We start from the raw sequence: 4,097 nt of genomic DNA, 5'->3' as shown, positions 1-4,097 counted from the left end.
ACCAGCCCACCTCACCGACCAGCACCATCACTCCGCCACGGCAACGAACCAGCGGCACCGACAGACACGCCCGTCACCTCAGGAGAAACGCACCCTTTTCGATCCATTCGCGCCGCTTGATCGCAAGGAGCCTTCGATCGCCCCTGTGTGCGCCCTGTGGGGGTGAAATCTGCACACCAAATGTGCAATCGCGACACAGGGTGTGTTGGATCTGCGCATGAGCCTGCCGGATGGCGCTCTGTTGATGTGGAGTGTCCAGTTCGGAACCACCGTGGCAATACCCGTCACCTCTCGGTGCCGTGCAGCGTGTAGAGAGGTTGTCCTCAATCCGTGTTCAGGTCTGCACGGATGAGCAACATGTGCGTTTAACTCCGTTGGTGGGAGCGCTGATTGACTGGATGCCCGGTGCGCTCCGTGATTTGATCCTTTGCGCCGTCGGGCTCGCGCGAAGGTCTCCGGAAACGGTATGTCGCACGCCTGCGGTCGAGGCCCGCCTTCTGTCCCCAGCGGGGCCGCCCCCCTTGTGGAACATCCATGTGAAGGGAATTTTCATCATGAACTCCGCTCCCCAGGTTCAGACCGTTGAGATCTCCGATGCCGAGCTCGACAGCGTCTCCGGTGGCCTGAGCCCGCACGTCGGCGTCATCGCCGGCCCGATGGCGATCAGCGACTCGGATGTCCTGGCCCAGGTCGACGCCGTCAAGAACGAGGCCCTGGGTGCCATCGGCCAGTTCCACCAGGCCGGCGTCTTCGCCTCCTTCTGATCGGCAGCCTGACTACCTACTGATGAGCTGTCGGCAGCTGTCGACGTTGCTCACCATCGAGCGCCCTCCTCGGCCCCAAGACGGCCGGGGAGGGCGCTCATGCATTGGCGGCGACGCCGCCGTGTAAGGGTGGCAGTCAGGCACGGCCCCGGCACGCATCTCAATCCTCTGGGTCTTGCCACCGATCTCGGTGGCCCGTGCTTTCAGAACTCGCCGGCCAATGGCGGGCGAAGAGCCGCGGGCCGGCCTTGCGCTTGCCGATAACCTCATCCGTGCAGATCATGCGGCGCGTTGGTTCTCGTGGGGAATGCCGCCGAGGCGGTCGCCCCCGTACGTCAAGACGAGCCATCTGCTCCGGATCGGCGATCGACACAGGCAGGCACCAACGGCGTGCGCTCCCTGGGCCGACAAGGAACACCAGGGTGCCGACGGCACCGTCCGCTGGCCCTGCCACGACCCCTGGGAGACGGAAAACGCTCAGCCCGACTGTCTCAACCTAACCTTCGTGAACTCACCTTGAAAAAGGCTCAGTTACTAGCCAGGGCGCCAGTGGTCAATGTTTCCGGTCACTGCCTCCACCCATGACGGCCACTTCCGGCAGCCTCACCATTCCGGCGAGCGCCTTCCACGGCGGTGCCGGACTCTATGGCATCGGCATCATCCAGAGTTTTGTCCACAGCGGTTGGTGACGGAGCTCTCGGCTCAGGGATCTGAAGATGGGTGAGGGCCTTCTGGCTCGGTGTGGATTGCCACATCTGCACCGGCGACCAGAAAGGCCCTCGTGCCGCACCGCTGACCGAGAGCCGGGGGCGCCATCCCCTGTGTGGCGCCCCCGGCCCGGTGGCGCTACGGCAGCCGCTTCTCGTAGTTCTTGTCCCCGTCGGAGTCGTAGACCAGCTTGCTGTCGGCGTCATAACCCTTGATGCGCGGGGCCACGGTGACCTGCTGGTTCAGGACGCCAGAGGCGACGAACCAGCCGTGGTCCAGGGCGGCCTGGCTGGTGGCGCCGCCGTAGGAGACGGTCACCCGGGCCACCGACGGCTCGACGGTGCCGATGACACCCCATCGGAACGGCAGCTTCCAGCTGCCGCGGTCGATGACCGACTGCTGGTAGAGCTTGCCGCCGTTGATGTCGGCCATCACGGGGCCGGCGCCCGGCGGATCGTCGAAGCCTACGCTGGTGTTGAGGCCCTTGGCCTCGCCGTCCTTGACATTGCAGATCAGCCGGGTCTGCTTCGGCTGCTCCTTCACCGCGACGACATACATGCCATTGCCGGGCGCGTTGGAGTCGCCGGTGCTGTTCATTGCCAGGATGATCCGGTAGTCCTCTGCCGCGCCCAGGTCCGTGCGGAATTTGTCGGACAGGCCGCCTGTGTGCGACTGGTCGTATGCGAGGCACTTCTTCAGCCCGTCGACGGCCTGCCCGAAGGTGATCCCGTCGAGGAGCTGGCCCTCCGTGGTCGGCCGCGCGGGCCCCGATGGCGACGCGGACGGCGTCGGTGTCGGCGTCGCCGACGCCCGCGGCGTGGCGCTGACCGACGGTGTCGACGCCGCCGTGTCCCCGCCTGCATCCCCGTCGGCCAGCGCATACGCCCCCACGGGCATCGCCGCCAGCGTCACCAGGGCCGCCCCGGCCGCCGCCACCCGGCGCCGCCGCTCGGTCGCGCCCCGGCGGCGGATCGCCGGATACGGCACCGGCGCGGGCCGGATTGTGTTCGCGCCCTCGGCGAGCAGCTCGCGCAGCTGCTCCTCGAAGTCCCCACTGGTTCCCGTCCCCTGCTGCTTCTGCTCCTCGTTCACCTGCTGCCTCCCTGCCCGGACGACACTCGGCTGCGGACAGGTTCGTCCACGATCTGCGCGAGCCCCGGATGCGTACGCAACTTCGCCAGCGCCTTGGACGCCTGGCTCTTGACCGTGCCGGGCGAGCAGCCGAGCACCTCGGCGACCTCCGCCTCGGACAGGTCCTCCCAGTAGCGCATGACGATCACCGCACGTTGCTTCGGCGGCAGTCCGGCTAGCGCTGCGAGCAGGGCGTTGCGCTCGTCGGCCCGCGAGACGGCCTCGTCGTGCCCGGCCACCTCCGGGGGCGCCGCGGTCAGAGCCTCCGTAACCCGGCGCTTGCGGAACCGGTCGCTGTTGCAGTTGACCAGTATCCGGCGGACGTACGCCTCCGGACTGTCGCTGCGCGAGACGCGCCGCCATGCGCGGTACGCCTTGGCCAGCGCCGTCTGAGTCAGGTCTTCGGCGTGGTGCACGTCGCCCGTGAGCAGATACGCGGTCCGTACGAGATGGGACCACCGCGCTCTGACGAATTCTTGGAACTCGGCCTCTTGTTTGGCCTGCATCAAGCACCCTCCCTCGCCCTCCAGACCACAGTGTCGGCGGATTCGGTTGCCCGGGATCCGGTACCTCGTCGGTCAGATGAGCGGGGCCACTGACAACCATCAGCTGGGACCGAAGCGTCAAGCGTCTACCGGGACCGCACAGGGATGAGGTGCCTGCCATCGTGGCTCCGTACGTGGGGCCGTTGTCATCCAAGGCATCCAGGACCCTGATCGCAATGACCTCGGACATACGCTCGCGGACCTCGTCGGGCGTGAGCCAGTCGATGTCGGTTGACTTGCTGGACGTGCGCTCGGTGCCGGCCACTGGCTCGCAGCGGAACGGCGGAGCGAAGTGTCTCGAATGCCTCGAGCGCGGTAGTTACGGATGATGCCCTCGGCCCGCTCGTACGACGTCTCGTCGAGCTCGGCGACGCCCAGCCACCGGTCGAGCAGGAAGGACATGGTCACCTGCGTCTTGGGGTGGCGCTTCTCGTCGACCTGGTGCAGGAGCCTGGTGCGGGCCTTCTCCGCCTCGGGCTCTGTCTCGGCCTGTTCGTGGAGGTAGATGTCCTTCTTCGTGAGCGGGTCACGTCCGGCATAGACCTGGACCTGGAAGCCGGCCCCGTTGCGGCGGATGCTGCCGCGCTGACGTCGCTTGCGCTTGGTGTTCGCCATGGTTCTGGAACCTATTCATGGTTAATGCCATGGCTACGACGAACAGCGCGTCTACCTCAGAGAGGTAAACGCGCTGGTCAGACACTGTGCCCCCGGCAGGATTCGAACCTGCGACACCCGCTTTAGGAGTTCATTCATAGCTACGTGCGTGCTGCCGCATTGCTACTCCAAGGGCTCAAGGCAGTCCCCCTGCTACCCCCAAGGTCCCCATGCGTACGGCTCCGTTGCCGTCGTCTTCTGACCCGCAGACCGACCCGTGTGTCGGCAGGCTGGGGCCGGTACACCAGCTGGACCACGGTCTGCTCGTCCATGACATCGTCGGAGGTTTCCGCGC

General features: G+C 66.5%; 3 protein-coding genes and 1 pseudogene. 1 reads left to right on the top strand and 3 read right to left on the bottom strand.

The features are described 5' to 3' along the window. The first annotated feature begins 554 nt into the window (after positions 1 to 554). The gene (locus tag ACZ3TS_RS42560) at positions 555 to 764 is read left to right on the top strand and encodes a hypothetical protein (protein WP_467628513.1); all 210 of its coding nucleotides are present in this window, start codon (positions 555 to 557) and stop codon (positions 762 to 764) included. 846 nt (positions 765 to 1,610) lie between these two features. Here ACZ3TS_RS42560 and ACZ3TS_RS42555 read toward each other — a convergent pair. The 3 genes and pseudogenes from ACZ3TS_RS42555 to ACZ3TS_RS42545 form a co-directional block, all read right to left on the bottom strand. Further along, the gene (locus tag ACZ3TS_RS42555; protein WP_467628512.1) at positions 1,611 to 2,564 is read right to left on the bottom strand and encodes a hypothetical protein; all 954 of its coding nucleotides are present in this window, start codon (positions 2,562 to 2,564) and stop codon (positions 1,611 to 1,613) included. After that, on the bottom strand, positions 2,561 to 3,109 hold the full coding sequence (locus tag ACZ3TS_RS42550) for a SigE family RNA polymerase sigma factor (RefSeq protein WP_467628510.1): 549 nt from the start codon (positions 3,107 to 3,109) through the stop codon (positions 2,561 to 2,563). The genes ACZ3TS_RS42555 and ACZ3TS_RS42550 overlap by 4 nt, the downstream gene beginning before the upstream one ends. A gap of 125 nt (positions 3,110 to 3,234) precedes the next feature. Continuing rightward, positions 3,235 to 3,428, bottom strand: a pseudogene (locus ACZ3TS_RS42545) (NUDIX hydrolase); the annotation flags it as partial. Positions 3,429 to 4,097 lie beyond the last annotated feature (669 nt).

The sequence above is a fragment of the Streptomyces sp. NPDC022910 genome (assembly GCF_055561075.1).
Note: the sequence above shows the minus strand (reverse complement) of the source record. Positions and strands in the feature narration are given on the sequence as shown.